This is a genomic window from Magnetospirillum sp. LM-5 (genome assembly GCF_902729445.1).
GTDB lineage: Bacteria > Pseudomonadota > Alphaproteobacteria > Rhodospirillales > Magnetospirillaceae > Magnetospirillum.
The window spans coordinates 1-26424 of sequence record NZ_CACVCE010000004.1 but is presented as its reverse complement, the minus strand read 5'-3'; the positions used below and the strand labels follow the sequence as shown (position 1 = coordinate 26424).

21 protein-coding genes and 1 pseudogene are annotated in these 26424 nt (G+C 65.1%); 13 read left to right on the top strand and 9 right to left on the bottom strand.

What is annotated here, in order from left to right:
- Positions 1-16: 16 nt before the first annotated feature.
- Genes MTBLM5_RS03095 through MTBLM5_RS03080 form a run of 4 tightly spaced genes read right to left on the bottom strand, consistent with a single transcriptional unit; the run spans position 17 to position 4247 of the window.
- The gene (locus MTBLM5_RS03095) at positions 17-1312 is read right to left on the bottom strand and encodes a gallate dioxygenase (protein WP_173974341.1); all 1296 of its coding nucleotides are present in this window, start codon (positions 1310-1312) and stop codon (positions 17-19) included.
- Between the two features lie 11 nt (positions 1313-1323).
- A complete protein-coding gene (locus MTBLM5_RS03090; RefSeq protein ID WP_173974340.1) occupies positions 1324-2640 on the bottom strand; it encodes a TRAP transporter large permease in 1317 nt (438 codons plus the stop codon).
- Positions 2637-3158 (bottom strand): TRAP transporter small permease, encoded by a 522-nt coding sequence (locus MTBLM5_RS03085; protein WP_173974339.1) that lies wholly within the window; start codon positions 3156-3158, stop codon positions 2637-2639. The genes MTBLM5_RS03090 and MTBLM5_RS03085 overlap by 4 nt, the downstream gene beginning before the upstream one ends.
- Positions 3159-3215: 57 nt before the next feature.
- Positions 3216-4247, bottom strand: a complete 1032-nt coding sequence (locus tag MTBLM5_RS03080) for a TRAP transporter substrate-binding protein (protein WP_173974338.1) — start codon at positions 4245-4247, stop codon at positions 3216-3218.
- 234 nt (positions 4248-4481) lie between these two features.
- Between MTBLM5_RS03080 and MTBLM5_RS03075 the strand changes: the two genes are divergently transcribed.
- The 10 genes and pseudogenes from MTBLM5_RS03075 to MTBLM5_RS03030 all read left to right on the top strand — a co-directional run bounded on the left by MTBLM5_RS03075 (position 4482) and on the right by MTBLM5_RS03030 (position 13106).
- A complete protein-coding gene (locus tag MTBLM5_RS03075; RefSeq protein ID WP_173974337.1) occupies positions 4482-5744 on the top strand; it encodes a LysR family transcriptional regulator in 1263 nt (420 codons plus the stop codon).
- The gene (locus MTBLM5_RS03070) at positions 5737-6285 is read left to right on the top strand and encodes a chromate transporter (protein ID WP_173974336.1); all 549 of its coding nucleotides are present in this window, start codon (positions 5737-5739) and stop codon (positions 6283-6285) included. The genes MTBLM5_RS03075 and MTBLM5_RS03070 overlap by 8 nt, the downstream gene beginning before the upstream one ends.
- Positions 6282-6818 carry a chromate transporter gene (locus MTBLM5_RS03065; protein ID WP_173974335.1) on the top strand — a complete coding sequence of 179 codons (537 nt, stop codon included), beginning with the start codon at positions 6282-6284 and terminating at the stop codon, positions 6816-6818. The genes MTBLM5_RS03070 and MTBLM5_RS03065 overlap by 4 nt, the downstream gene beginning before the upstream one ends.
- Positions 6819-6835: 17 nt before the next feature.
- Positions 6836-7240 carry a heme-binding protein gene (locus tag MTBLM5_RS03060; RefSeq protein ID WP_173974334.1) on the top strand — a complete coding sequence of 135 codons (405 nt, stop codon included), beginning with the start codon at positions 6836-6838 and terminating at the stop codon, positions 7238-7240.
- Between the two features lie 358 nt (positions 7241-7598).
- On the top strand, positions 7599-8363 hold the full coding sequence (locus MTBLM5_RS03055; protein WP_173974333.1) for an ABC transporter ATP-binding protein: 765 nt from the start codon (positions 7599-7601) through the stop codon (positions 8361-8363).
- The gene (locus MTBLM5_RS03050; protein ID WP_173974332.1) at positions 8356-9066 is read left to right on the top strand and encodes an ABC transporter ATP-binding protein; all 711 of its coding nucleotides are present in this window, start codon (positions 8356-8358) and stop codon (positions 9064-9066) included. Before MTBLM5_RS03055 ends, MTBLM5_RS03050 begins: the two co-directional genes overlap by 8 nt.
- Positions 9067-9098: 32 nt before the next feature.
- Positions 9099-10322, top strand: a pseudogene (locus MTBLM5_RS03045) (ABC transporter substrate-binding protein).
- A gap of 81 nt (positions 10323-10403) precedes the next feature.
- Positions 10404-11288 (top strand): branched-chain amino acid ABC transporter permease, encoded by an 885-nt coding sequence (locus MTBLM5_RS03040; protein ID WP_217424961.1) that lies wholly within the window; start codon positions 10404-10406, stop codon positions 11286-11288.
- Between the two features lie 4 nt (positions 11289-11292).
- The gene (locus MTBLM5_RS03035; protein WP_173974330.1) at positions 11293-12276 is read left to right on the top strand and encodes a branched-chain amino acid ABC transporter permease; all 984 of its coding nucleotides are present in this window, start codon (positions 11293-11295) and stop codon (positions 12274-12276) included.
- A 20-nt stretch (positions 12277-12296) separates the two neighbouring features.
- Positions 12297-13106: a universal stress protein gene (locus MTBLM5_RS03030; RefSeq protein WP_173974329.1), complete on the top strand. Its 810-nt coding sequence runs from the start codon at positions 12297-12299 to the stop codon at positions 13104-13106.
- 281 nt (positions 13107-13387) lie between these two features.
- Here the strand turns inward: MTBLM5_RS03030 and MTBLM5_RS03025 are convergent, their stop codons facing one another.
- From MTBLM5_RS03025 to MTBLM5_RS03005, 5 genes are read right to left on the bottom strand one after another with little or no spacing between them, the layout of a single operon-like run.
- Positions 13388-14128 carry an NTP transferase domain-containing protein gene (locus MTBLM5_RS03025; protein ID WP_173974328.1) on the bottom strand — a complete coding sequence of 247 codons (741 nt, stop codon included), beginning with the start codon at positions 14126-14128 and terminating at the stop codon, positions 13388-13390.
- On the bottom strand, positions 14128-14706 hold the full coding sequence (locus MTBLM5_RS03020; protein WP_173974327.1) for a gamma-glutamyl-gamma-aminobutyrate hydrolase family protein: 579 nt from the start codon (positions 14704-14706) through the stop codon (positions 14128-14130). Before MTBLM5_RS03020 ends, MTBLM5_RS03025 begins: the two co-directional genes overlap by 1 nt.
- Complete coding sequence (locus MTBLM5_RS03015; RefSeq protein ID WP_173974326.1) at positions 14703-17012, bottom strand: PEP/pyruvate-binding domain-containing protein; 2310 nt, start codon at positions 17010-17012, stop codon at positions 14703-14705. The genes MTBLM5_RS03020 and MTBLM5_RS03015 overlap by 4 nt, the downstream gene beginning before the upstream one ends.
- A 2-nt stretch (positions 17013-17014) precedes the next feature.
- Positions 17015-17791, bottom strand: a complete 777-nt coding sequence (locus MTBLM5_RS03010; RefSeq protein ID WP_173974325.1) for a class I SAM-dependent methyltransferase — start codon at positions 17789-17791, stop codon at positions 17015-17017.
- Positions 17788-18303: an adenylyl-sulfate kinase gene (locus MTBLM5_RS03005; protein ID WP_173974324.1), complete on the bottom strand. Its 516-nt coding sequence runs from the start codon at positions 18301-18303 to the stop codon at positions 17788-17790. Before MTBLM5_RS03005 ends, MTBLM5_RS03010 begins: the two co-directional genes overlap by 4 nt.
- A gap of 299 nt (positions 18304-18602) precedes the next feature.
- On the opposite strand from MTBLM5_RS03005, the gene MTBLM5_RS03000 reads away from it, so the two are divergent.
- From MTBLM5_RS03000 to MTBLM5_RS02990, 3 genes are all read left to right on the top strand, one after another.
- Positions 18603-22301 carry a chemotaxis protein CheB gene (locus MTBLM5_RS03000; protein ID WP_173974323.1) on the top strand — a complete coding sequence of 1233 codons (3699 nt, stop codon included), beginning with the start codon at positions 18603-18605 and terminating at the stop codon, positions 22299-22301.
- A gap of 72 nt (positions 22302-22373) precedes the next feature.
- Positions 22374-22958, top strand: coding sequence for a TetR/AcrR family transcriptional regulator (locus MTBLM5_RS02995; protein ID WP_173974322.1), 585 nt, complete (start codon positions 22374-22376; stop codon positions 22956-22958).
- Entirely contained in the window at positions 22951-26382 is a 3432-nt protein-coding gene (locus tag MTBLM5_RS02990; RefSeq protein ID WP_173974321.1) for an acyl-[ACP]--phospholipid O-acyltransferase, read from the top strand. Before MTBLM5_RS02995 ends, MTBLM5_RS02990 begins: the two co-directional genes overlap by 8 nt.
- Positions 26383-26424: the final 42 nt, after the last annotated feature.

Below are 26424 nucleotides of genomic sequence, written 5' to 3'. Positions count from 1 at the left end.
CGTCCTGTTGTTGTTCTTAACTGGCCTTATCCCATTTCAGGTCCTTCATGCCCTCCTTGCCGGCGACCGAGTACAGGGCGGTCGGCTGGTTGCGGGTGGCCAGGAACTGTTCCAGCGTTTCGCCGCGCATGGCGGCATAGATGTGCAGGTTGGAAACACCGACCACCGCGCCCAGCTTTTCCAGCATGAAGAAGATCACGCCGTACCGGATCAACGCGTCCCAGTCGCGGCGGCGCACCATGTCACTCTCTTCCTCGGTCAGGCCCCATTCGGCGAAGGCACCTTCGGGGTCGGCCAGGAAACGCTGGCGATGATCGGGCTCGATCATGCGGTGCAGGAACTTGTTAAGCCGATAAGCCCTGACGCTGGTCGCCAGGGTGAAGGGATGGATGCCGGAAATCTGCTCGGCCCCGGCCAGTTGGTGCCCGATATGGGCGCGCTGTTCGGCTTCCTTGTCCTTGGGCAGCGTCTGGTCCTGGTTCTCATAGACGGCGATGGCGATGCCGGTCATCGACGGCAGGTAATAGGATTGGTGCAGCTTCTTGATGCCGGCCGACAGCGCGCCGCGCATGATCAGCCACATGATCACTTCCGCCCCTTCGACGCCGCCCAGCTCGGCCAGGTCGGCGATGGTCAGCCGGGTCAGGGATTCGGGGTCCTTCTCGAACAAGTCCAGGAACTGGTGGTCCCATTCCTGGTTGGTGAAGCCGGCCCGGGCGCCGTGGACCTGATGCGACAGGCCGCCGGTGGCGATCACCGCCACCTTCAGATCTTCCGGATAGCTTTCCACCGCCCGGCGCAAGGCCTTGCCCAGCTTCCAGCAGCGCTTGGCCGACGGAACCGGCAATTGCAGCACGCCGACCGCCAGCGGCACGATCGGGATGGGCCAGGAACCGTCGGGATGGTCGCACAGCATCGACAGCGGCGACAGGCTGCCATGGTCCAGCTTCTTGTCCTGGAAGAAGGACATGTCGAACTCGTCGGCCATCAGCGAGGCGCCGATATGCTGGGCCAGCGCGGCGTGGGCCGGCACCATTGGCAGGTCACGCGCCCCACCGCCTTCGTCGGCGACGCCGTACTGGCTGTCGATGCCCAGGGTGAAGGCCGAGTAATGGTCGAAGAAGAACGAGGTGACATGATCGTTGAAGATCATGAACAAGACGTCGGGCTTGGTGTCGGCCAGCCATTGGCGGGCCGGCTCGAAGCCGTCGAAGATCGGCTTCCATACGGGATCGTTGCGCTTGTCGCCATCGACGGCGAAACCGATGGTGGGCGTATGGGAACAGGCGATGCCGCCGATGATGCGGGCCATGAAACGCTCTCCTAGAAGTTAAGCGCGATCAGCGTGATCGAGGGGAAGAACACCAGCAAAACGATGCGCGCCAGGTCCGAGCACAGGAACGGCACGATGCCCTTGAACACCTCCTTCATGGGAATGTCCTTGGCCATCGAGCTGATGATGTAGACGTTCATGCCGACCGGCGGCGTGATCAGACCGATTTCCACCGTCATCAGGGCGACGATACCGAACCAGATCGCCTTGGGTTCCAGCTCCATGCCCCAGAAATCGGTGCCGACGATGATCGGGAAGAAGATCGGAATGGTCAGCATCAGCATCGACAGGCTGTCCATGATGCAGCCCAGGAACAGGTAGATGGCGATGATGGTGAAGATGATCATCAGGGGCGGCAGGTTCAACCCGACCACCCAGCGGGCCAATTCGGCCGGCATCTGGGTCAGCGCCAGGAACACGTTCAGCACGTCGGCGCCCAGCAGGATCAGGAAGATCATGCCGGTGGCCTTGGCGGCGCCGTAGACGCATTCCAGGAAGCCCCTGCCCTTCAGACCGCCCGACTTCCAGGCGACGAAGGCGGTGGCGACCGTGCCGACCGAGGCCGCCTCGGTCGGCGTGAACCAGCCGCCATAGATGCCGATGATCACCACGGCGAAGATCAAGATGACCGGCCAGGTATCGATGATGGCCTGCAGGCGCTGGCCCCAGCTGAAGCGGTCGCCGGCCGGGGCGTCGCCCGGCGACAGCCGCGCGATGATCGAGATCACCGCCATGTAGCCGAGGGCTGCGATGATGCCGGGAATGAAGGCGGCCATGAACAGCTTGCCGATGCTTTGTTCGGTCAAGATGGCATAGATCACCAGCGGCACCGAGGGCGGGATCAGGATGCCCAGCGTGCCGCCGGCAGCCAGGGCGGCGCCGGCCAGGCGCGGCGAATAGCCGTGGCTGCGCAGTTCCGGCAGGGCCACCTGGGCCATGGTGGCGGCAGTCGCCAGCGACGAGCCGCAGATGGCCCCGAAGCCGGCGCAGGCCGAGACGCCGGCCATGGCCATGCCGCCGCGCCAATGGCCGATCATGGCGTTGCCGGCCTTGAACAGCGCCTTGGACAGGCCGCCATGGGTGGCGAACTGGCCCATCAGCAGGAAAAGCGGCACCACCGACAGGTCATAGACCGAAAAGCGGGCATAGGCCGCGTGCTTGAAATAGCTCAAGACCGGATCGGCGCCGCTGAACCAGTAATAGCCGATGGTGCCGGCGATCAGCATCGCGCCGCCGATATGGACGCGGAGCGCCAGCAGCAGGATCATCAGGCCGCCGATGATCAGGCCATACTCGATACCGCTCATTTGCGCTCTCCGGTGAAATCTTCCCAGGCCGAGTACAGCGCGGTGCAGCCCAGCAGGGCGAAGGACAGGATGAAGGGGACGTAGCCGACCCAGGTGGGGATATCGAGCAGCATCGAGGCGTCGCCCGACTTCCTGAGCTCCATCAAGCCGACCGCGTTGCGCCAGGCGAACAGGAAGGCGCCGAAGGCCAGCAGCAGGTTGGCGATCAGGTCAAGGAAGCGGTTGAGCTTGGGCGGGCAATTATGGGTGAAGAAATCGACGATCACGTGACCGCGCACCATCTGGCAGAACGGCAGCGACATGGCCACGGCCACCGCCGACATGATCTGCACCAGTTCGTAATCGCCCATCACCGGCATGGCGAAGGCCGAGCGCCCGATGATGCTGACCAATGACAAGATCGCCAGCACGGTCAGCACGATTCCCGCCGCGATGGCGAAGGCCTTGGACAGGGCGTCAAGCACCCTTCCGATCGGACCGTATTGCGTGTCCGTCTCGGTGTAAATGGCGTCAGCCATGACACCCTCCTGAATTTCGGGGAGGGGGCGGCCCAAAGGCCGCCCCCGAAATGCGGTCTACTTGGTGTACTTCTTGGTCAGGTCCTGGGCCGAGAGCAGCAGCTTCTTGCCGTCGAAGCCCTTGGCATCCATGTCCTTGACCCAGGCATCGTCCAAGGCGTCCGAGGCCTTCTTCCACTTGTCGAGCTCGGCGGCCGGGATCACGTTGATCTCGACGCCCGAGGCCAGCATCTTCTCCTTGGCCGGCGCGTCGGCGGCCAGCATGGCCTTGCCGAACATGCCCGACACCTCGCCGCCCGAATTGGCGTCCAGCACCTTCTTCAGGTCGGCCGGCAGCGAATCGTACTTGGCCTTGTTCATCGCCACCAGGAACACCGCGGTATAAAGCGCGTTGTAGGACCGGTCGGTCTCGGCGGTGTGCTTGACCAGCTCGTTCATCTTGATGGCGGGCGCCACCTCGTAGGGAATGACCGCGCCGTCGATGACGCCCTTGGAAATGGCCTCGGGCACCGCCGGCACCGGCATGCCGACCGGCGAAGCGCCCATCATCGCCAACAGCTTGTTGGTCTGGCGGGTCGGGGCGCGAAGCTTCAGACCCTTGAAGTCGTCCAGCTTCTCGATCTTCTTCTTGGTGGTGTAGATGTTGCCCGGACCGTGCACGAAGGTCGCCAGCAGCTTGGTCTCGGCGAACTCGTCCTTGGCCAGGGTCTCTTGGTAATCCCAGGCGGCGCGGCTGGTGGCCTCGGCATTGGTCATCATGAAGGGCAGTTCGAACACTTCCATGCGCGGGAAGCGGTTGGCGGCATAGCCGGCCAGAACCAGGATGACGTCGGCGATGCCGTCACGGGCCTGATCGTAAAGCTGGGGCGGCGTGCCGCCCAACTGCATGGCCGGAAAGATCTGGCACTTCAGCTTGTCGTTCGATTCCTTGGCCAGCTTGTCGCACCAGGGCGCCAGAACGGCGGCATGCTGCGGCGCCTGCGGCCCAAGAAAGTGGTGCACCTTCAAGGTCACTTCCTGGGCATCGGCACCCGAGGCGCCACCCATCACGGCGACCGCCATCGCGGCCCCCAACATCTTCCTGAACATGGACTGTCCTCCTCCTGCCTTCTCGGTCAGCCGCCGGCCATGAATCAGCCCACGACAGCTCGCTTTTTGTGACTGTGACTATACGCGCCCGGTCGGCCGACAAGACATTGCCCATTCGTGAAACTGCATTCTATTTTTGTGATGGTCCCTTCTACAGCGGCCATCTGTTGGCCTAAGATAAGGTTGTGCGACAGGCTTTCGCCGGGTGCACGTCATGTTGGAGCCTTCGGTTCGATGAACATTGTCCATGCCGACGCCATCACGCCGGAACTGACGCTGACGCATCTGCGGGCCTTCCTGTCGGTGGCCATCACCGGCAGCATCACCAAATCGTCCGACGACATCTTCAAGGCCTCGTCGGCGATCACCCGCTCGATCCGCGAGCTGGAACGCGCGCTGGGCGTGGTGCTGTTCGAGCGAAAGCCGCGCGGCATGCTGCTGTCGGCCTATGGCGAGGCGGTGCTGCGCCGAGCTTTGCGCATCAACGACCAGGCCGAGCAGACCGTCGAGGAACTGTGCCGCTCGCGCGCGCTGGGGGCGATTTCGCGCAACGTGCTTGCCAACCTGATGTTCAGCGGCCGCAAACTGCAGATGCTGGAACAATTGGCCGAACTGCGCCACCTGTCGGCGGCGGCGGAAAAGCTGGGGATGTCGCAGGCCGGGGCCAGCATGGCGCTGTCTCGGATCGAGGGCGCCATCGGCCAGCCTTTGTTCCACCGCATGCCGCAGGGCATGGTGGCCAGCGACAAGGCCGACAAGCTGGTGGCGGCGGCCAAGCGCATCTTCGCCGAGCTGCGCCACATGGAGGCCGACATCTCGGGCCTGGCCGGCACCCAGACCGGCACGGTGATCATCGGCGCCCTGCCGCTGGGGCGCACCTACATCCTGCCCACCGCCATCGCCCATACCTTGAAGCGCTTCCCCAAGATCCGGGTCAAGATGGTCGAGGCCCCCTATGACGTGCTGGTGTCGGGCCTGCGCACCGGCGACATCGACCTGATCTTCGGCGCACTGAGGCCCGAGGCGCTGTGCCGCGGCCTGCTGACCGAATCGCTGTTCGAGGACCGCATCGGCATCGTCGCCCGCGCCGGCCATCCATGGGCGGACCGGCCGATGATCGCGCTGGAAAGCCTGCTGAACGAGCAATGGATCCTGCCGCGCCCCGACGCCCCCGGCCGCCGGCTGATCGACGATTCCTTCGCCGAACTGGGCCTGACCCCGCCCGAGGCCTCGGTCGAGACCGGCGATCTGGCCATCGTGCGGCAATTGCTGGGCAGCAGCGACATGCTGACGGCGATGTCGCCGCGCCAGTTGCAGGTGGAAATCGAGTCCGGCGTGCTGGTCGAGCTGCAGGTGCCGCTGGGCCAGACCACCCGCCAGATCGGCCTGACGCTGAGGGATGGCGCGCTGCTGCCGCCCATCGCCCAGGCCATCCTGGACGGCATTCGCCTGCATGCCGTCGGCCTGCCCGCCTTCGGACGCCCCGCCCATGGATAAGCCCCGCGAGAACCCCACCGTGTGGGGATTGTTCGTCTTGTTCTCGCGGCTGGCCTTGATCGGCTTCGGCGGCGTCATGCCGTGGGCGCGGCGCGCGCTGGTCGAACAGAAGAAATTGCTGACGCCCGAGGAATTCGCCGAAATCTTCGCCTTCGCCCAGGTGCTGCCCGGCCCGACCATCTGCAACCTGGCCATCATCATCGGCCAACGCCGCCGTGGGGTCCCCGGCGCGATAGCCGCCGTCACCGGCATGGTCCTGCTGCCGTCGATGGTCGTTCTGGCGCTGGGCGCAATCTACCAGCGGGTCGGCACCGTGCCGCTGGTCCAGGACGTCATTCGCGGCATGTCGGTCGTGGCCGCCGCCATGGTGGCGGCGATGGCGCTGGCGATGATCCGCTCGCTGCCCTTGGCCCCGGTGCCGGTGCTGTTCGCTTTGGCCATGTTCGCCGGCGTCGGCGTGATGCACTGGCCGTTGCCGGCGGTGATGGCGGTGCTGGCCACGGCCGCCATCGCCATCGGCCATTGGGGGAAGCGGCGATGAACAGCGATCTGGAAATCTCGGTCAGCTTGTTCCTGCATTTCGCCTTGTTGTCGATGATGGCCATCGGCGGCGGCGTGCTGGCGCTGACCCCGGAAATGCTGCGCTTCGTCACCGAGACCCATCCGTGGATGACGCCCCAGGTCTTCGTCGAATGCTTCACCCTGGCCCAGATCGCGCCCGGCCCCAATCTTTTGTTCGCCACCTTGGTCGGCATGCAGGCGGCCGGCCTGACCGGGGCCGTCGCCGCCACCACCGCGCTGATCGTGCCGCCCTCGATCCTGGCCATGGCGTCGCTGCATTTCGGCGCCAAGATCCGCTGGGGCGGCTGGGGGGCGACCATCCGCCGCGCTATCATGCCCTTACCCATCGGCATGGTCGGCGCCACCGCCTGGTCGCTCACCACCATGACCGTCCACGACTGGGCGCAAGGCCTGCTGTTCGCCGCCGCCCTGGGGGTGATGGTGAAGACCAGGCTTAATCCGTTATGGCTGATCGCCGTCGGCGCCGGAGCCGGCGCGATGGGCTGGGTTTGACCGACAGGAGACCTTTCATGACCGAAGAACAGGCTTTGGCCGCCGTGAATGCGGCGGTGATCCGGGCAAAGGCGATGGGGCTGAAGATCACCGCCGTCGCGGTCGATGCCGGCGGCCATCCCAAGGCGCTGTTGCGCATGGACGGCGCCCCCTTTCACGGGGTGGTGATCTCGACCGACAAGGCCAAGACGGCCGCCGGCTTCGGCGTCCCCACGGCGGCGTGGAAGGCACGCATCGGCGACCGGCCCCATGTGCTGGAAGGACTGAACGGCCGCGCCGGCTTCATCCCCATCGGCGGCGGCGTCCCGGTCTTCGTGGCGGGCGAGTTGATCGGCGCGTTGGGAATATCCGGCGCCCACGAAGACCAGGATTGCGAGATCGCCGCCGCCGGCATCGCCGTCCTGGCGCCCGATCCGGTCTGACAGGGTCGGAAAGGCGCCGACATGGCGCCTTAGCCCCCATTTCCGTCATGCCCGGACGTGATCCACTTCTGTCCGATTTGAATTTTGGCGTCGCGGCGCAAACGCTTGTGGGCCGCACTCACAGATGAGGCCCAGCCTAGCATCGCATCATTACATCAATTGTAACGAATTGTACGCAAACAATACTAATCATTTCAAATTCACTATTGTTTGTGAACAATATTACCTTTGACTTCTTCTGTCCTGCATGACAATTTTCATCGGCAAATTTGGATGGCTGGGTTGCAATTCCGACATGGCAATCCAATCTGCAATCTTGGCAGCGACCAAGGCGCCGGTGTGACTGCGGGAGGCGGGAATGGGTGACGATTTCATCGTCGAGACGAAGAATCTGACCAAGGAGTTCAAGGGATTCGTCGCGGTCTCGGACGTCAATCTGCGGGTTCGTCGCCATACCATCCACGCGCTGATCGGCCCCAACGGCGCCGGCAAGACCACCTGCTTCAACCTGATCACCAAATTCCTGCAGCCGTCGCGCGGGCAGATCTTGCTGAACGGCCGCGACATCACCAGGACCGAGCCGGCGGCCATCGCCCGGCTGGGCATGGTGCGCAGTTTCCAGATCTCGGCGGTGTTCGGCCATCTGACCGCGCTGGAAAACGTTCGCGTGGCGCTGCAGCGCAAGCAGGGCAATTCAATGCATTTCTGGCAGTCCGACCGCTCGCTCGACAGCCTGAACGAGCGGGCCGAGCAATTGCTGGACGATGTCGGCATGCTGGAATACCGCGACATCGCCGCCGGTGAATTGTCCTATGGCCGCAAGCGGGCGCTGGAAATCGCCACCACCTTGGCGCTCGAGCCCGAAATGCTGCTGCTGGACGAGCCGATGGCCGGCATGGGCAGCGAGGACGTCGCCCGCACCGCCCAATTGATCCGGCGGGTATCGGCCAGCCGCACGGTGCTGATGGTCGAGCACAATCTGTCGGTGGTCGCCGACCTGTCCGACACCATCACCGTCCTCAAGCTGGGCAAGGTGCTGGCCGAGGGGCCGTACGGCGAGATTTCCAAGAACCCGGAAGTGATCGAGGCCTATATGGGACACGGAGTGGGCAGCCATGCATAAGCCCGACGCGCTGTTGAAGGTCTCTGGGCTGGAAGCCTGGTACGGCGAATCGCACATCCTGCACGGCATGGACTTCGAGGTGGCGGCCGGCGAAGTGGTCACCCTGCTGGGCCGCAACGGCGCCGGCAAGACCACCACCATGAAGTCGATCATGGGCATGGTGGCCAAGCGCCAGGGCAGCGTCACCTTCGGCGGCACCGAGACCGTCGGCCTGGCGTCGAACCGCATCGCCCGGTTGGGCATCGCCCTGTGCCCGGAAGAGCGCGGCATCTTCGCCTCGCTGAACGTGCGCGAGAACATGGTGCTGCCGCCGGTGGTGCAAGACGGCGGCATGAGCCTGGACGAGGTCTACGGCCTGTTCCCGCGCCTGCTGGAGCGTGCTTCCAGCCAGGGCACCAAATTGTCGGGCGGCGAGCAGCAGATGCTGGCCATCGCCCGCATCTTGCGCACCGGCGCCAAGCTTTTGCTGCTGGACGAGCCGACCGAGGGCCTGGCCCCGGTGATCGTCCAGCATATCGGCGACATCATCCGCCAACTGAAATCCAGGGGCTTCACCATCTTGCTGGTGGAACAGAACTTCCACTTCGCCGCGACCGTCGCCGACCGCCATTACGTGGTCGAGCACGGCAAGGTCATCGACATGATCCCCAACGATCAGCTGTCCCAAAGCATGGACAAGCTGAAGGGATATTTGGGCGTTTAAGGACAAGATAAAACCAAACGGGAGTAGAGACGATGTTGAAGAAAGCTTTGATCGGAGCGGCCTGTCTGACCGCCATGACCGTCGCCCAGGCCCAGGCCCAGCAGGCCTATAGCGACAACAAGATCAAGATCGGCATCCTGACCGACCTGTCGGGCACCTATTCCGACCTGGCCGGCAAGGGAACCATCATCGCCGCCCAGATGGCGGTCGAGGATTTCGGCGGCAAGGTCAACGGCGTGCCGGTCGAGATCGTCTCGGCCGACCATCAGAACAAGGCCGACATCGCCTCGTCCATCGCCCGCAAGTGGTATGACACCGAGCAGGTCGACGCCATCGCCGAACTGGTGACCACCGCGGCCGCCGTGGCGGTGCGCGAGGTGTCGAAGGAAAAGGGCAAGATCGACCTGGTGTCGGGGGCGGCCTCGACCGCGCTGACCAACGCCAAGTGCTCGCCCACCGGCTTCCACTGGACCTACGACACCGCGGCGCTGGCCAACGGCACCGCCAACGCGGTGGTCAAGAACGGCGGCAAGTCGTGGTACTTCCTGACCGCCGACTACGCCTTCGGCCACGATCTGCAGGCCCAGACCGAGCGCGTGGTCAAGGCCAATGGCGGCGAGATCAAGGGCGCGGTGCGCCATCCCTTCCCCAATTCGGATTTCTCGTCCTTCCTGCTGCAGGCGCAAAGCTCGGGCGCCCAGATCATCGGCCTGGCCAATGCCGGCGCCGACACCATCAACTCGATCAAGCAGGCCAAGGAATTCGGCATCACCCAGGGCGGCCAGTCGCTGGCCGGTCTGCTGGTGTTCATCACCGACATCCACTCGCTGGGGCTGGACACCGCCCAGGGCATGATGATGACCACCGGCTATTACTGGGACATGGATGACGAGACCCGCGCCTGATCCAAGCGCTGGTCGGCCAAGATGGACGGCAAGATGCCGTCGATGGTCCATGCCGGCACCTATTCGTCGGTGATCCATTACCTGAAGGCCCTGGCCGCCGCCAAGACCGACGACGGCATGAAGGTCGCCGACCAGATGCGCGCCCTGCCCATCAAGGATGCCAGCGGCTTCGCCAAGAACGGCAAGATCCGCGCCGACGGCCGCATGGTCCACGACATGTATCTGGCCCAGGTCAAGAAGCCGGCCGAATCGAAGGGCCCCTGGGATTACTACAAGATCACCCGCACCATCCCCGGCGACGAGGCCTATCAGCCGCTGGCCGACAGCAAGTGCGATCTGGTGAAGAAGTAAGATGACGTCCGACCGGGGCGGGGCGCGATCAAGGCGCCCCGTCCCGGGCGGAACCCGCCCAAGCGAGGCCCGATAGCCATGATGACCCTGTTCGGCATCCCCACCGCCGCCTTGTTCGGGCAATTGCTGCTCGGACTGATCAACGGCGCCTTTTACGCCATGCTCAGCCTGGGGTTGGCGCTGATTTTCGGCCTGCTCAACATCATCAATTTCTCGCACGGCGCCCAATACATGATGGGGGCCTTCGTCGCCTGGCTGGCCTTGACCTATCTGGGGGCCAATTACTGGGTCGCCCTGGTGCTGGCGCCGCTGGCGGTGGCCGCCTTCGGCATTGTCCTGGAACGGACCATGCTGTCCAGGCTTTACAAGCTGGACCATCTGTACGGCCTGCTGCTGACCTTCGGCCTGGCCTTGATCATCGAAGGCATCTTCCGCCAGCTTTACGGCATTTCCGGCATGCCCTATGCGGTGCCGAAGGAACTGGCCGGCGGCTGGAATCTGGGCTTCATGTATCTGCCGATCTATCGCGCCTGGGTGGTGGTGGCCTCGCTGGTGCTGTGCCTGGGCACCTGGCTGTTGATCGAGAAGACCAAGCTGGGCGCCTATTTGCGCGCCGCCACCGAGAACCCCGCCCTGGTCCAGGCCTTCGGCATCAACGTGCCGGTGATGATCACCCTGACCTACGGCTTCGGCGTGGCCCTGGCCGGCATCGCCGGCGTGCTGGCAGCACCCATCTATTCGGTCAATCCGCTGATGGGCTCGAACCTGATCATCGTGGTGTTCGCCGTGGTGGTGATCGGCGGCATGGGCTCGATCCTGGGCTCGGTGGTCACCGGCTTCATGCTGGGCATGCTGGAAGGCCTGACCAAGGTGATCTACCCCGAAGCGGCCAGCACGGTCATCTTCATGGTGATGGTGGTGGTGCTGCTGATCAAGCCCGCCGGCCTGTTCGGCAAGGGAGCGTGACGCCATGACCCATTCCCCGGTTTCCCTGGCGGTTCAGGCCCCCGCCGTCGCCGCCTCTTCCAGGCGCCAGTCGCTGTTCGTGGCGGTGCTGGTGATCGTGGCCCTGGCCGCACCCTTCGCCGTCTATCCGGTGTTCCTGATGAAGGGTCTGTGCTTCGCCCTGTTCGCCGCCGCCTTCAACCTGCTGCTGGGCTATGTCGGCCTGCTGTCGTTCGGCCATGCGATGTTCTTCGGCTGGTCGGCCTATATCACCGCCCATGCCGCCAAGGAATGGGGGCTGACCCCGGAACTGGCCATCTTGCTGGGCACTGTGTGCGCGGCCGGCCTGGGTGCGGTGGTCGGCTGGCTGGCCATCCGCCGCCAGGGCATCTATTTTGCCATGATCACCCTGGCGCTTTCGCAATTGATGTTCTTCGTGGCATTGCAGGCCCCGTTCACCCATGGCGAGGACGGCATCCAGGGCGTGCCGCGCGGCCATCTGTTCGGGCTGATCGACCTGAACGACACCATGAACATGTATTACTTCGTGCTGGCGATCTTCCTGGTGGGCGTGTTCTTCCTGTACCGGGTGGTGCATTCGCCGTTCGGCCAGGTCCTGAAGGCCATCCGCGACAACGAGCCGCGCGCCATCTCGCTGGGCTATCAGGTGGAACGCTACAAGCTGGTGGCCTTCGTCATCTCGGCCGGCCTGGCCGGGCTGGCCGGCTCGACCAAAAGCCTGGTGTTCCAGCTGGCCTCGCTGGCCGATGTCCATTGGCATGCCTCGGGCGAGGTGGTGCTGATGACCCTGCTGGGCGGCGTCGGCACCGTGCTGGGGCCGACCGCCGGAGCCTTCCTGGTGGTGACCATCCAGAACTATTTCGCCACCGCCGGATCGTGGGTGACCATCATCCAGGGCATCATCTTCGTCATCTGCGTCCTGGCTTTCCGGGCCGGTATCGTCGGCGTGTTCGCCCCCTGGCTGAAGAAGCGCGGTATCGACGCCTGATCCCATTCGGAGAAAGAACCATGTTCAAGGACATCCTGGTCCATCTGGACGGCGGCGAGCGCGATCCCTTGCGCATCACGGCGGCGATGGCGTTGGCCAAGCGGTTCGGCGGCCGGCTGACCGGCCTGTTCGCCCGGCTCGAGCATCAGGGGCTGGCGGTGGTGGCCCATCGCGCTTCCGACGCCTTCGAGGCGGCCGCGTCCCAGTCCGAGCGCCAGTTCGCCGCGTGCCTGGACGGATCGGGCCTGGATAGCCGCTGGTGGCGCCTGGCCCATGGCGAGCCGGCGCACGTTCTGGCCGAGACCGCGGTGTGCGCCCGTTTCCACGATCTCACCATCCTGGGCCAGCATCACGACGGCAAGAACGCGCCCGAGCAACTGATCGAGCAGGTGGTGGTGCAATCGGGCCGGCCGGTTCTGATTCTGCCGTCGGTGGGGGACTATCCGACCATCGGCTCGAATGCCCTGGTGGCGTGGAACGGCGGACGCGAGGCGGCCCGCGCCTTGAATGATTCGATGGCCCTGCTGGAAGGTGCCGATGTGGTCGAGGTGGTGTCGGTGCGCCGGGGCGAGGCGACCGTGCCGGCGGCCGGCCTGCCGCCCTTGTCCATCACCGACCACCTGGCCCGCCACGGCGCCAAGGTGACCCGCGAGGTGCTGGCCGGCGACGATATCGGGGTGATGGACCTGCTGCTGTCGCGGGCCTGCGACCAGGGCGCCGATCTTTTGGTGATGGGCGCGCTGAGCGGCGAGGGGTTGCCCTTCTTCAAGGGCGGCGGCACCCGCCACATCCTCAAGCACATGACCCTGCCGGTGTTGATGAGCCATTAGGGCGGCGCGCCTGTTAGACCATCGAGCCTTTAATCTGGTTCATACCCTCTGCCGTCACCCCCGGACTTGATCCGGGGGTCCATGGATTGCCGGGTCAAGCCCGGCAATGACGACAAAGAAAGGCTGATCATGATTTTATGTGCGCGGCTCTAAGACACAGATGAACACAGATAAACACAGATGAAATTATATACCTTTCCTTTCATCTGTGTCCCGCGAAGCGGGTATCTGTGTTCATCTGTGTCTAAAATCTCGCCTTCCAAGACGAGATAGCTTAGCCGTTATTCTGGCAGGCCGAAGCTTTTCGGTTTGGCCTGATAGACCGCCAGGTCGGTTTCGGCATCGACCTCGCCCCACGGGAAGGGGGCCGGCACGGCCTGGATCCGCGTACCTTGCTCCAGCAGCCGGCGCAGCATGCCGGTCATGTCCAGCCGGTCGCGCTGTTCCGGGCTCAGGCTTTGCCGCAGGTCCTGAACCCTGCGCCAGCCGGCCGGGGTGAAGCGCAGCAGGCCCATATACTGGCCTTCGATCTGATCCAGGCTGGCGGCCCTGGCCCCGATCTCGACCAGGAAGCCCTGATCGTCGCGACGGAAAGTCTCGGCGTCGGCCAGCGGGTCGGCGAAGCGAGCCTGCCACAGATCACGCCAATGGGGATCGAAGGTGATGGCGATGTCGGCATCGGCGGCCAGCAGCGCCTGGACCGCCTGGGCCTGGTAGAAAATGTCCGAGTACGACACCAAAACCGGCCCGTCCATAAGCCATTCCTCGGCGCAGGCCAACGAGGCGACCATGTTGGTTTCGGCCCAGCGCGGATTGTGGAACAAGGTCAGCCCCCTGCCCTCGAGCGCGCCGGCCATATAGCCGGTGACGGCGCCGATGGGGCCGCACCCGGCCCCGTTCAGGGCGGCCAATTGGTAATCCAGCAGCGGCCGGCCGGCCAGTTCCACTAACCCCTTGGGGCGGTCCTCGGTCAGGGCCAGCATGCGGCTGCCGCGTCCGGCGGCCAGGATCAGGGCCTTCATCACAAACCTTTCAGCAGGGCGACATCGTCGGGATGGGGAACCGGCTCACGCTCGGGGTGCCACAAGATGGCGGTGCGATTGCCCAGGCGGAAGGCCTCGATGCTGCCGTCCCCGGCCCGGGCCAGCACATCGGCGCCAGGTGGGGCCAGGGTAATGGCCCAATCATGGTAGCTGTTGACCTCGCGGACCAGGGGCTCGACCTGGTGGCGGGTGCCGGCATGGCCGGCAACACGTTCCAGCTGCCCACCGGAAAGAAAGGCCAGATGCTGGGCACCGCGGCATACCCCCAAGACCGGCAGCCGCTCGGCCGCCCAGTCCAGCAGGGCCCGCTCGGTTTCGTCGCGTTCGGGCGCGTCGCCGCCCAGCGCCGCCAGATCGTTGCCGCCGGTCAGGATCAGCGCCGCCAGGCCGCAGGCTTGCGCCACTTTCAGCGCCGATTCGGGATGGTTGGGCAATGGTACGCCGGTCATGCCACAGGCGGCCAGGAATGGCGCCCAGCGCTGATCCAAGGCGTCGCGCCGTTCGCCGGTCCGGGCATCGATCACCACCCGCTGGCTCAGTCCGACCAGGCGGGTCATCGCACCACCTCGACCTTGCGGTTGGCGCAATCCAGATGCAGCACCGAAGCATTGGCCCAGCGGCTATACTTGGCCAGGCCGGCCCCGATCACCGCCGGAATGCCCAGCTCGGCGGCGCGGATGGCCATGTGCGAGTTGGTGCCGCCGAAGGCGGTGATCAGGCCGGCGATCCCATGGGCGAAAATCCAGTCGAAGCCGGGATCGGCGCTTTCGATACAGACGATGGCACCTTTCAGGCTGGAATCGCCGGTGCGCCGGGCCGGGGCGGTGACCGACTTCAAGGTGATGAAGTTGGGATCGGTGTCCAGGGTGGCGAACGACCACACGTCGCCGGGAACGGCGATCAAGGCCGGCAGCAGCAAGGCCTGGGTCAGGCGGTATTGCGCCCGGCCGCGGGCGATGGAGGCGGCCAACGTATCGGCGTCATCGGCGCAAGATGCCTGCCACTCGCGCACCACGGCGATATCGGCGAAGGCCATGTCGTCGCGGGCGAAGCCGGCGCTTTCGCCCAGTTCGGCCAGCAATTCCAGCGCGTCGGACAAAGCGCGGGTGAAGATGAACTTGGACTTCTCGCGCCCCTCGATCGCCGCCTGGAAGAAATCGAACAGGCCGACCACGTCGTTGTCCAGGCCGTGCTGGGCCAGCAAGGATTCGATGGCGCGCATCTGCGGCAGCGACAGGGCGAAGCGCGGCCGGGGCGGCGGCTCGCCGCCGCCACCCTCGCCGATGCCATACAGGTCGGGGGCGCGGTCATAGCGGGGCGAGCGCAGATCATAGGTACCGGGGCGCAGATGGCCGTATTTGGCCAGGAAGGCCGCCTTGTCCAAAATCTTGGTGTCGTGCGCCAGTTCCGAGCCGACGGTGTTGAGCCCGCCCAGGAAGGCGTTCAGTTCCTCGGGCGCCAGCACGCCGGCCGCCACCAGCGAGCGCAGCATCTGCACGGCGACGAAGCCGGCCCGCGCCAGGCCGGCGAAAGGCAGCGTGCCATAGCGCTTGCAGTCCTCCAGCAGCCAATAGACCTTTTCTCGCGCCGACATCCGGCTGGAAAGGATCAACTGGCGGCGTTCCTCCAGCACCCTCACCTTCTCGATGTCGGCCTGCCACAGGCCGGTCTTGCGATTGATGATGGTGTTGGTCAGTCGCCGCAGCGCGTCGGCCAGGCCGGTGCACTCGCCTTCGGAAAAACCGTGGGCGGCCAAGGTCTCCAGCCGCTGGTCCATGTCGAAGGTGTAGGCCGAAAGCACGATCTCGAACTCGACCTTGTCGTGCAGGCTGGGCCGGGCCAGCAGGCGCTCGATGTAATAATCGACCAGCTTTTCCGCCAGTTCGCCGTCGACATCGCGCGGCACGAAGGAATTGAAGCTGACGCGGACGTCGATATAGGGCAGCCCGTGGAAATGGACCAGCAGCGGAAAGCTTCGAAGGTTGCGATAGCCGTAATTGTGCCGCTGATAGGCCCAGATGCTGTCGGTGACCAATTCGCGGTACAGCGACAAGGCCAGCGGACTGGGACGCACGCCGATGATCTCGGCCGGGTTCCAGTCGGGCATGATGCCGAACACCGTACGGGCACCCTTCAACAGCGGATGCGGGCACATCGCCTGGCCGACCTTGGCCATCACCTGAAGGGTGGCGCGGCCCAGCTCGGCATCCGCGATTCCGGTGGCCACCGCCAACGGGCGGACCTGCAGCAGCCACAGGCGGCCGCCCTGGTCGAAGGCGAACTCGATATCCAGCGCGTCGCGGCCGGTGATGGCGATCAGCTCGCGGGCCAGCAGCAGGATCGGGCGGATGCGGTCGTCTTGCGGTTCCGGGCCGAAGCGCCAATGGGTGTGGCACCAGGTGGCGCCGGCCTTGCCGCCGGTCACCACCGAGGTATCGGCGCCCTCGGCGCCATTGACCACCAGATAGGGCGAGCCGGTCGAGGGGTCGCGGGTGAAGGCCACGCCCGACGCGGCGACACCCGCCAGCATCGGCTGGATCAGCACGCGGTCGTTGGGATTGTCGCGGCCATAGGCGGCGATCACCCGGTCGATGGCCGCCGCAGCCTCGGCCAATCCGACATCGGGCAAGGACAGGAACTTGCCGGCCATGGAACAGCCGTCGCCATCCTCGCCCTCGGCGCTGGAGCGCACGATCAGCGGGGACCCCGCCCAATCCAGCCGTCCTAAGCGGGCCAGCACGCCGTCGCGGTCGGCTTTCCACTCGGCGGCACCGACATGGAACAAGGGCAGGACCGACGCCGATTGCAGGCGCCCGGCCAGCGCCTCCAGCGTTTCCGCCTTGCTGCGAAAGACGAAGCCCATGTCTATCCTTTTCGCCTGGCCGTCCAGGCGCGGGTGCGGTAGGTGGTTTCGATGAAGTCCATGTCCTTGATGCGGGCCTCGGTCCGGGCCAGGAAGGTGGCGAAGCGCTCGGCCCCCAACTGGGCCTGCACATCGTTGACCGAGCGCCAGGCGCCCAGATACTGGGCCGGGCTCTGGCGGGCGACGTGCTCGCCCTCAAGGTACAACACATCCTCGTACAGCGGATGGGCGCGCAAGGTGGCGGCCAAGGTTTCGGTCACGCCCGAGCGTCCCGACGACACCCGCTTGAGGTCGGGGCAAAGCTCGGTCAAAGTGGACTCGATCTCGACCAGCAGCGGATTGGCCTCGATCCAGCGCGGGTTCCACAGGGCGACGAAGCGCCCGCCGGGCCGCAGCACGCGGGCGAACTCGGCCAGCCCCACCGCCGTATCGACCCAGTGGAACGACGACGCCATGCTGAGCCAATCGACGCTTGCGTCGCCCAATCCGGTGGCGTCGCCGGTGCCCTTGCGCCAGACGATGCCGGTGCCGGCGCTATCGCGCTCGCCGTTGGCGCGCATGGAATCGTCGGGCTCGACCGCCACCACCGAGCGCACCCCGGCGGCCGCCACCATTCGCGTCCAGATGCCGGTCCCGGCGCCGACATCGGCGCAATCGATGGCGCAGGACGGATAAAGCCCCAGCAGGGCCGACAGCACCGACGGGCAATAGCCGGGCCGATAGGCGGAATAATCGTCGGCCAGCCGCGAGAAATCTCCGGGACGCAACGAACTGGTCATGACGGATGTCCTTTCAGATGGTCCAGAATAAGGTTCACGGCCTGATCGGGCGCCGTGGCGCCGAAATTGTCGATCACCAGATCGGGGGCCTCGGGCTCCTCGAACGGCAGATCCAGGCCCTGCATGTTCACCCCCTTGGCGTAAAGGCCCTTGGGGTCGCGGCGCACCAGTTCATCCAGCGGCACCTTCAGATAGATCTCGACATAACCGGGGATATGGTCGCGGTTCCACCGCCGGACCGCATGGAACATCGAGATGGTCGAGCACACCACCACGGCCCCTTGCTCGGCCAGCACCTTGCACATGCGGCCATAGGTGTGAGCCAGGGCCAAACGCTGGTCCGGCCCATGGGCATCGACCGCGCCCAGCATCTCGCGCAGCACGTCGCCGTCGAGATACAGCGCCGGCTGGCCGGCCTCTTTAAGGGCATTCCACACCAGATGCCCCAAGGTGCTTTTCCCCGCCCCCGAAAGGCCGGTGATCCAGATGACGGCGCCAACCCGGTTCGGCATCCCCACGTCCCACCCTCTGTTCTGGGAGATAGAATCGGCGATCGCACTTAAAAAGCGGTTAGCGCACAATCGAAGATTCCAGCATCCTCGATCCGAAGACGCTTCCCCATCGCGCCGTCACCATTCCCAGGAGTTTCCGCTTTGTGCGCTTCCTTCCTGCACCCTATGCAAGACGGATAAGGGCGCCGATCGCGTCTTGATGGGATATAATCCCCTGTATAGCTTGTCTGGACTGCCTTGTGATTCGTGCGCCGGGCATTGGGTCCGTGCGATGGGTTGGGTTGGGAGGGCGGCCGGGCATGGCAAAGACTCAGAATCGTCCGAGCGGAAAGGCCACCTTGCCGACCGCCGCCGACGGGGGCGCGAAGCCCAGTGCGGCGCCCCGCAAGACTTCGGCGGCCGGCCGGGCGAGCAAGTCCACCGCTAGCCAGAACACGCCCGGCGAGGGCTCGCTGTACTTCGTCGGCATCGGCGCGTCCGCCGGCGGGCTCGAGGCGCTACGCCCCTTCGTCGCCGGGCTGCCGGTCAAGGCCAACATGACCTATATCGTGGCCCAGCACATGTCGCCGGACCATCGCAGCCTGATGGTCGAACTGCTGAGCCGCGAAACCAAGCTGAAGATCGAGGAAGCCACCAACAATCTTGCCCCCCAGGCCGACACCATCTATGTGGTGCCGCCCAATTCCGACGTGACGGTCAATGGCGGCAAGATTCGCATCAGCAAGCCGACCAATACCATCGGTCCCAAGCCGTCGGTGGATCGTTTCTTCATCAGCCTGGCCGACGACCAGGAAGATCAGGTGATCGGCATCATCTTGTCGGGCACCGGGTCCGACGGCGCCCGCGGCATCAAGGCGATCAAGGCCGCCGGCGGCATCACCATCGCCCAGGAACCGAAATCGGCGAAGTACGACAGCATGCCGCAGGCGGCCATCCGCGCCGGCGGCGCCGACGTGGTCCTGCCGCCGCACGACATTGCCGCCCAGCTGGGCGCCATCGTCCGCCGCCCCAGGCCCCCCATCGCCGAGGAAACCGAAGACACGCCGCCCTCGACCATCCGCGGCATCATTCGCCAGATCGCCACCTATACCGGGATGGATTTCAGCAACTACAAGGACGCCACCATTTCGCGCCAGATTCTGCGCCGCATGGCGGCGATCCAGATTCCCAGCCTGGACGCCTATGGCGAGTACATCTCGTCGCACCGACGCGAATTATCGGAATTGGCCGGCAACTTCCTGATCTGCGTGACCTCGTTCTTTCGCGACCCCGACGCCTTCGAGGCGGCGCGCCGATGCCTGCGCGAGTTGTTGAAGCTCAAGCGTCCCGGCGACGACATTCGGATCTGGGTCCCGGGCTGCGCCACCGGCGAGGAGGTCTACTCGCTGGCCATCATCCTGTCCGAGGAATTGGGCGAGGAATGCGACAAATACCGCATCCAGCTTTTCGCCACCGACATCAACGCCGAGGCCATCGCCACCGCGCGGGCCGGCATCTATCCGGAATCGGCGCTCAGCGGCATCGACAGCCGGTTGATCACCCGCTATTTCAGCGCGCAGAACGGCATGTACCAGATCGACAAGAGCCTGCGCGCCATGACCTTGTTCGCGCGCCAGGACCTGGTGCAGGACCCGCCCTTCGTGCGCCTGGACATGATCAGCTGCCGCAACCTGCTGATCTATTTCAAGACCGAGTTGCAGGAACGGGTCTTGAAGATCTTCCACTATGCCTTGTGCGACAGCGGCGCGCTGTTCCTCGGCAAGTCGGAATCCGTGGGCCGTCTGGGCGAACTTTTCACCGAACGAGACCGCAAGAACAAGATCTACGGACGTCGCCAGATCGCCACGCCGCTGCTGGGCGGATTCTCGCGGATGAAAGGCGTGGCGGATTTCCCTGAACGCCGACTGCCGGCCAAGCCGGGTCGACAGACGTCTCCCAACTTCGCCCTGGGACAGGACCGGTTGTTCGAGGTCTATGCCCCGCCCAGCGTCCTGGTCGGGGCCAGCGGCGAGATCATCGAAATCTACGGCGATTGCGGCCGTTTCCTGACCATCCGGCAAGGCAAGGCCGACTTCAACGTCTTCACGCTGATCATCTCGCAGTTCCGGTCGGAATTGCGGGCCTTCGCCCATCGGGTCAGCCGCACCCGCGAAAGCGCCTTCACCCAACCGCAGGAAATCCCCGGCACCCCAGCGGGGACGCTGTACCGCATGGCGGTGCATTTCGTCGGCCAGACCGACGAAGAGAACGACACATTGCTGCTGGTCTGCTTCGAGCCGCAGGCCGGCACCGCGGTCGGCGCCAAGGTGTCCGGCCCGGCGGGGCACGAGGCGACGGAACGCATTTCCGCCCTCGAGCAGGAAATCGTCCTCAACCGCGAGAACCTGCAGACGGTGATCGAGGAACTGGAGACCGCCAACGAGGAACTGCAATCCCTCAACGAAGAGGCCCAGGCGGCCAACGAGGAATTGCAGGCCTCCAACGAGGAACTGGAAACCGCCAACGAGGAATTGCAGGCCTCGAACGAGGAACTGGTCACCGTCAACGACGAGCTGGGCGTGCGCAGCACCGAGCTTGCCGAGACCAACAACGACCTGACCAACATTCTCAACAGCCTGCAGATGGCGTTGATCGTGGTCGATGCCAACATGTTCGTCACCCGCTACAACCAGGTCGCCCTCGAGTTCTTCGACATTCCCGCCGACAAGCCGCAGAACCTGGCCGCCATCACCACGCATTTCGACGAGGCCCACATCCTGGGCCATATCAGCCGGGTCCTGACCTCGGGGCGCACCGACGAGCTGGATATCGTCCGCAATGACGGCCGCCGCTACGTCATGCGTCTGACACCCTATGTCGATACGACCCAGCGCGACACCCACGGCGTGGTGATCATCATCACCGACGTCACCGACAAGAAGCTGGCCGAGGACAAGCTGGAACTGTCGTCCAAGGTGTTCGAGAACGCCTCGGAAGGCACCATCATCACCGACGCCAACAACGTCATCATCTCGGTCAACCGGGCCTTCTCGGAAATCACCGGCTACACCCCGGACGAGATCGTCGGTCATTCGCCGAACATGCTGAAATCGGGGGTCCACTCGCCCGAATTCTACGCCAACATGTGGCGGACGCTGCAGGAGCGCGGTTGCTGGGAAGGCGAAATCCAGAACCGGCGCAAGAACGGCGAAACCTATCACGAATGGCTGTCGATCAATTCCCTGCGCGACGACAAGGGCCAGATCGCCCATTACATCGCGGTCTTCAGCGACATCACCCGGCGCAAGCAGGTCGAGCTGACGCTGCGCAAGGCCAATGCCGATCTCGAGCGTTACGCCTATGTCGCCTCGCACGACCTGCAGACGCCGCTGCGCAACATCATCAACTACACCCAATTGCTGGAACGCAAGCTGCGCACGCAGCTGGATGGCGATGCCCGGGAATACATGGACTTCATCATCGACGGCTCGAAGCAGATGCGCAGCCTGATCACCGACCTGCTGGAATATTCCCGGGTCGGGCGCAAGGCGGAAAACCTGCACCCGGTCTATGTCGGCGATGTGGTGAGCAAGGTGCTGCAGATCTTCGAGCCTGATCTGGCCAAGACTGGGGGCGTGGTCGTCGTCGGCGAAATGCCATCGGTCATGGGCGAGAACTCGCTGATCGCCAGCCTGTTCCAGAATCTGATCGGCAACGCCATCAAGTATTGTTCCCCGAATCGGACCTTGAAGGTTTCGCTGTCGGCCCGCCGCCACAGCGAAAACCTGTGGAGGTTCGCCATCGCCGACAACGGAATCGGCATCGAGCCGCAATATTTCGATAAGGTCTTCGACATGTTTCAGCGGCTAGACCCCAATTCCACCGCCGAAGGCACCGGGATCGGCCTGACCATGTGCCGCAGCATCGTCGAACGCCTGGGCGGCACCATCTCGGTGGAATCCACCCCCGGTGAAGGCAGCGTCTTCACCTTCACCCTGCCCGGCGTCCCGCTGACTTAGCAGGCTGCCGTCTTGACGGCGGCATGTTCTCCTGCCATTGTGAGTGAACGTTCACATTAGTAAGGTGGGATCATGCGGGACGGACGAGCGACCAAACTGCGCATTCACGACGCGGCGCTGACGCTGTTCGTCACCAAGGGCGTGACCGAGACCAGCGTGCGCGACCTGGCCCAGGCCGCCGGCATCGCCGAAGGCACCCTTTATCGCCACTACGCCTCGAAGGACGATCTGGTCGCCGACCTGTTCGCCAGCAACTACGCCGCCTTCGCCCGCCGGCTGGCCGAGCTTGGGCGACCCATCGTCGGCTTTCGCGCCCGGCTGGCGGCCTTGGTGGCCGAATTGTTTCGCTTCCACGACGACAACCCGACCCTGTTCCGCTTCCTGCTGCTGGTCCAGCATCAGGCGTTGCCACGCGTCCACGACGGCGAGGACAACCCGGTCTCGGTGCTGCATTCCCTGGTCGAGCAAGGCATCCGCGACGGCGAGGTGACCTTGACCGATGCCGCCTTGGGCACTGCCATGATCCTGGGGCTGATGCTGCAGCCGGCCACCGCCATCGTCTATGGCCGCCTGGACGCCCCCCTGTCCCGTTTCACCGATACTATCGCCAACGCCTGCTGGCGCGCGCTCAATCCCACCGAGGCCCCCCATGGTTGACAAAACCTTCCACCTGTTGGCGCGGCGCCGCTTCCTGCCGCTGTTCATCAGCCAGTTCTTCGGCGCCGCCAACGACAATTTCTTCAAGAACGCGCTGGTCATCCTGGTGGTCTACCAATTGGGGGCACGGGCCGGCATGGAGCCGCAGGTGCTGGCGACGGTGGCGGCCGGCTTGTTCATCTCGCCCTATTTCCTGTTCTCGGCCACCGCCGGCCAGATGGCCGACCGCTACGAAAAATCCGTGCTGATGAAGGGCTGGAAAGCGGCCGAGATCGCCATTTCCGCCCTGGGCGCCTGGGCGCTGATGGCCGAAAACGTGACCGGCATGCTGATCGCGCTGTTCCTGCTGGGCCTGCAATCGACCTTCACCAGCCCGATCAAGTACGCCGTGCTGCCGGAATATCTGAAGGAAGACGAACTGATCGGCGGCAACGCCCTGATCGAGGGCGGCACCTTCCTGGCCATCTTGCTGGGCACCATCGCCGGCGGGACCTTGGTGCTGGTCGAGAACGGCCTTTCCATCGTCGCCTGGTCGATGGTGGCGCTGGCGACCTTAGGCTTCGCCGCCAGCCTGGCGCTGCCCAAGGCCCATGGGGCCAATCCCCAGGTCAAGGTCGGCCTGAACCTGATGCGCGAGACCGCCACGCTTTACGGCCTGGTCAGGAAACGGCGCGACCTGTTCTTGTCGGTGATGGGCATTTCGTGGTTCTGGCTGGTGGGCGCGACCTATCTGTCGCAATTCCCCGCCTTCGCCAAGGAGGTGCTGATCGCCGACGAGCATGTGGTGACGCTGATGCTGACCATGTTCTCGATCGGCATCGGCGTGGGGTCGGTGCTGTGCGGCCGCATGCTGAACGGCGAGGTCTCGGCCCGCCACGTCCCCTTCGCCGCCCTGGGCATGACCCTGTTCGCGCTGGATCTGTGGTTCGCCGCGGGACCTGCGGCGGGGGGGCCGGGCCTGGCCGGCCTGTCCGAGTTCCTGGCCCGGCCGGAATGCTGGCGGGTGCTGGCCGACCTGCTGGCCTTCGCCGTGTGCGGCGGCATCTATATCGTGCCGCTTTACGCCATCTTGCAGGCCCATTCCGACGAAGCCGAGCGCTCGCGCGTGGTGGCCGCCAACAATCTGGTCAACGCCGCCTTCATCGTCGCCGCCGCCCTGGCCAGCGCTGCCTTGCTGGCGGCCGGCTTCACCGCCACCGACATCTTCCTGACCCTGGGTCTGGCCAATCTGGGAGTGGCCATCCATATCTGCGGCCTGCTGCCCGATGCCGTGCTGAAGGGCCTGTTCGCCTGGTTGTTCCGCCGGATGTACCGCGTCAAGGTGCGCGGCCTGGAAAACCTGCCCAAGGCTGGCGAACCCGCGGTGATCGTGGTCAACCACACCTCGTTCCTCGACCCGGCGCTGCTGGCCGCCTTCTTCCCCCAAAAGCCGGTCTTCGCCATCAACACCTTCACCGCCAGGCAATGGTGGGTAAAGCCGTTCCTGCGGGTGGTCGATGCCTTCCAGGTCGATCCCACCAACCCGATGTCGACCAAAAGCCTGATCCGCGTGGTGCAAGAGGGCAAGAGCCTGGTGATCTTCCCCGAGGGCCGCCTGACCGTCACCGGCGCGCTGATGAAGATCTACGAGGGGCCGGGAATGATCGCCGACCGCGCCGGGGCACCGGTGGTGCCGATCCGCATCGACGGCGCCGAGTTCACCCCCTTCTCGCGCCTCAAGGGCAAGCTGCGCCTGCGGTGGTTCCCCACCATCACCATCACCGTGCTGCCGCCCCGGCGTTTCGACGTGCCGGACGAGATCAAGGGCCGCGCCCGCCGCCGCCACATCGGAATCGCCCTTTACGACGTCATGTCGGCGATGATGTTCGAGACCGCGCACCGCGACCGCACCTTGTTCGGCGCCCTGTTGGACACCGCCCGCATCCATGGCGGCGAGGCGCTGGCGGTCGATGACGTCAACCGCAAGCCGCTGACCTATGACCGGCTGGTGGCCTCTGGCCTGGCCTTGGGCCGGGTACTGTCGGCCGTCACCCGCCCGGGCGAGGCAGTCGGCCTGCTGTTGCCCAACGCCGCCGCCACCGCCGCCACCTTCTTCGCTCTGCAGGCGACGGCGCGGGTGCCGGCCATGCTGAATTTCTCGACCGGGGCCGGCAATGTGCTGGCGGCCTGCGAGGCGGCCCGCATCGCCACCATCGTCACCTCGCGCCGCTTCATCGACCAGGCCCGCCTGTCGGCCATGAGCGAGGCACTGGAGGCCAAGGTCCGGGTGCTGTACCTGGAAGATATCGGCGGCGGCATGGGGCCGTTCGACAAGGTCCGCGCCCTGCTGGCCCGGCCCTTCGCCGCCGCCATCCATCGCCGCACCGGGGCCAAGCCCGATGATCCGGCGGTGATCTTGTTCACCTCGGGCTCGGAAGGCACGCCCAAGGGGGTGGTGCTGTCGCACGCCAACATCTTGTCCAACTGCGCCCAGTTGGCCGCCCGCGTCGCCTTCAGCCCCACCGACATCGTGTTCAACGCCCTACCGGTGTTCCATTCCTTCGGGCTGACCGGCGGGCTGCTGCTGCCGGTGCTGGCCGGCATCAAGGTGTTCTTGTATCCCAGCCCGCTGCATTACCGCATCGTGCCCGAGCTGGTCTACGACACCAATGCCACCATCATGTTCGGCACCGACACCTTCCTGTCGGGCTATGCCCGGGTCGCCAACGCTTACGATTTCTACAGCGTGCGCTATGTCTTCGCTGGCGCCGAGAAGGTCAAGGACGAGACCCGGCGGGTGTGGATGGACAAGTTCGGCCTGCGCATCCTGGAAGGATACGGCGCCACCGAGACGGCGCCGGTGCTGGCGGTCAACACGCCGATGCACTTCCAGGCCGGCAGCGTCGGCCGCCTGCTGCCGGGCATCTCGCACCGCCTGGAAGCGATACCCGGCATCGACGAAGGCGGCCGGCTGTGGGTGAAGGGCCCCAATGTCATGCTGGGCTATTACCGGGTGGAAAAGCCCGGCGAGCTGGAGCCGCCGCCCGAGGGCTGGTATGACACCGGCGACATCGTCACCATCGATGATCTGGGCTTCGTGCGCATCGTCGGCCGGGCCAAGCGCTTCGCCAAGATCGCCGGCGAGATGGTGTCGTTGGGCAAGGTCGAGGCCGAGCTGGCCGCGTTGTGGCCGGACAACCAGCACGCGGTGGTCGCCCTGGCCGACGACAGGAAGGGCGAGCAACTGGTGATGCTGACCGACCGCGCCGAGGCTTCGCGGGACGCGGTTCTGGCCCACTTCCGGACCCGGGGCCTGGCCGAGCTTTTGGTGCCGAAGGTGGTGCTGAAGGTCGAGCGCATTCCGCTGCTGGGCACCGGCAAGACCGACTATGTCGGCGCCAAGGCGCTGGCGGAGGCAGGAGTGCGGCCGGGGGGCGCCGGCTAGAGAGCCGACCGGATTCGTTTGGACAGTTTCCGGCAGAATTTA

Coding starts and splice junctions, on each gene's coding strand:
- MTBLM5_RS03095 (WP_173974341.1), bottom strand. CDS start 1,312: ATGGCCCGCATCATCGGCGGCATCGCCTGTTCCCATACGCCCACCATC.
- MTBLM5_RS03090 (WP_173974340.1), bottom strand. CDS start 2,640: ATGAGCGGTATCGAGTATGGCCTGATCATCGGCGGCCTGATGATCCTG.
- MTBLM5_RS03085 (WP_173974339.1), bottom strand. CDS start 3,158: ATGGCTGACGCCATTTACACCGAGACGGACACGCAATACGGTCCGATC.
- MTBLM5_RS03080 (WP_173974338.1), bottom strand. CDS start 4,247: ATGTTCAGGAAGATGTTGGGGGCCGCGATGGCGGTCGCCGTGATGGGT.
- MTBLM5_RS03075 (WP_173974337.1), top strand. CDS start 4,482: ATGAACATTGTCCATGCCGACGCCATCACGCCGGAACTGACGCTGACG.
- MTBLM5_RS03070 (WP_173974336.1), top strand. CDS start 5,737: ATGGATAAGCCCCGCGAGAACCCCACCGTGTGGGGATTGTTCGTCTTG.
- MTBLM5_RS03065 (WP_173974335.1), top strand. CDS start 6,282: ATGAACAGCGATCTGGAAATCTCGGTCAGCTTGTTCCTGCATTTCGCC.
- MTBLM5_RS03060 (WP_173974334.1), top strand. CDS start 6,836: ATGACCGAAGAACAGGCTTTGGCCGCCGTGAATGCGGCGGTGATCCGG.
- MTBLM5_RS03055 (WP_173974333.1), top strand. CDS start 7,599: ATGGGTGACGATTTCATCGTCGAGACGAAGAATCTGACCAAGGAGTTC.
- MTBLM5_RS03050 (WP_173974332.1), top strand. CDS start 8,356: ATGCATAAGCCCGACGCGCTGTTGAAGGTCTCTGGGCTGGAAGCCTGG.
- MTBLM5_RS03040 (WP_217424961.1), top strand. CDS start 10,404: ATGACCCTGTTCGGCATCCCCACCGCCGCCTTGTTCGGGCAATTGCTG.
- MTBLM5_RS03035 (WP_173974330.1), top strand. CDS start 11,293: ATGACCCATTCCCCGGTTTCCCTGGCGGTTCAGGCCCCCGCCGTCGCC.
- MTBLM5_RS03030 (WP_173974329.1), top strand. CDS start 12,297: ATGTTCAAGGACATCCTGGTCCATCTGGACGGCGGCGAGCGCGATCCC.
- MTBLM5_RS03025 (WP_173974328.1), bottom strand. CDS start 14,128: ATGAAGGCCCTGATCCTGGCCGCCGGACGCGGCAGCCGCATGCTGGCC.
- MTBLM5_RS03020 (WP_173974327.1), bottom strand. CDS start 14,706: ATGACCCGCCTGGTCGGACTGAGCCAGCGGGTGGTGATCGATGCCCGG.
- MTBLM5_RS03015 (WP_173974326.1), bottom strand. CDS start 17,012: ATGGGCTTCGTCTTTCGCAGCAAGGCGGAAACGCTGGAGGCGCTGGCC.
- MTBLM5_RS03010 (WP_173974325.1), bottom strand. CDS start 17,791: ATGACCAGTTCGTTGCGTCCCGGAGATTTCTCGCGGCTGGCCGACGAT.
- MTBLM5_RS03005 (WP_173974324.1), bottom strand. CDS start 18,303: ATGCCGAACCGGGTTGGCGCCGTCATCTGGATCACCGGCCTTTCGGGG.
- MTBLM5_RS03000 (WP_173974323.1), top strand. CDS start 18,603: ATGGCAAAGACTCAGAATCGTCCGAGCGGAAAGGCCACCTTGCCGACC.
- MTBLM5_RS02995 (WP_173974322.1), top strand. CDS start 22,374: ATGCGGGACGGACGAGCGACCAAACTGCGCATTCACGACGCGGCGCTG.
- MTBLM5_RS02990 (WP_173974321.1), top strand. CDS start 22,951: ATGGTTGACAAAACCTTCCACCTGTTGGCGCGGCGCCGCTTCCTGCCG.